Annotated in this window: 1 protein-coding gene; it reads right to left on the minus strand. The window is 55.4% G+C overall.

The features are described 5' to 3' along the window. Positions 1 to 24 precede the first annotated feature (24 nt). Positions 25 to 231 (minus strand): low affinity iron permease family protein (locus tag G1E_RS28105; RefSeq protein WP_177329623.1); only part of this gene is annotated, 207 nt, incomplete at its 5' end.

Below are 231 nucleotides of genomic sequence, written 5' to 3' on the forward strand. Positions count from 1 at the left end.
CCCGCCGCTCGACCAAAAAGATAGCTAGCGCTGCAGGTCATCCCGAGCAGCTTCATCAGCGTGCCGCTCACGAGGAGCTTGGTGGTGGGGAGCGCATTCACTGCCCATCGCCTGATACTCCTTACGAAGTTTATGGATTTCTCGATTATCGAGCGCTTCGAGATCGAGTACCGATTGCTCTGCAGATTTCGTCGCACGGATCAGTTCGTCGAGCTTCACGTGGATGATGTC

Source organism: Pseudomonas sp. TJI-51 (assembly GCF_000190455.2).
Taxonomy (GTDB): Bacteria; Pseudomonadota; Gammaproteobacteria; order Pseudomonadales; family Pseudomonadaceae; genus Aquipseudomonas; species Aquipseudomonas juntendi.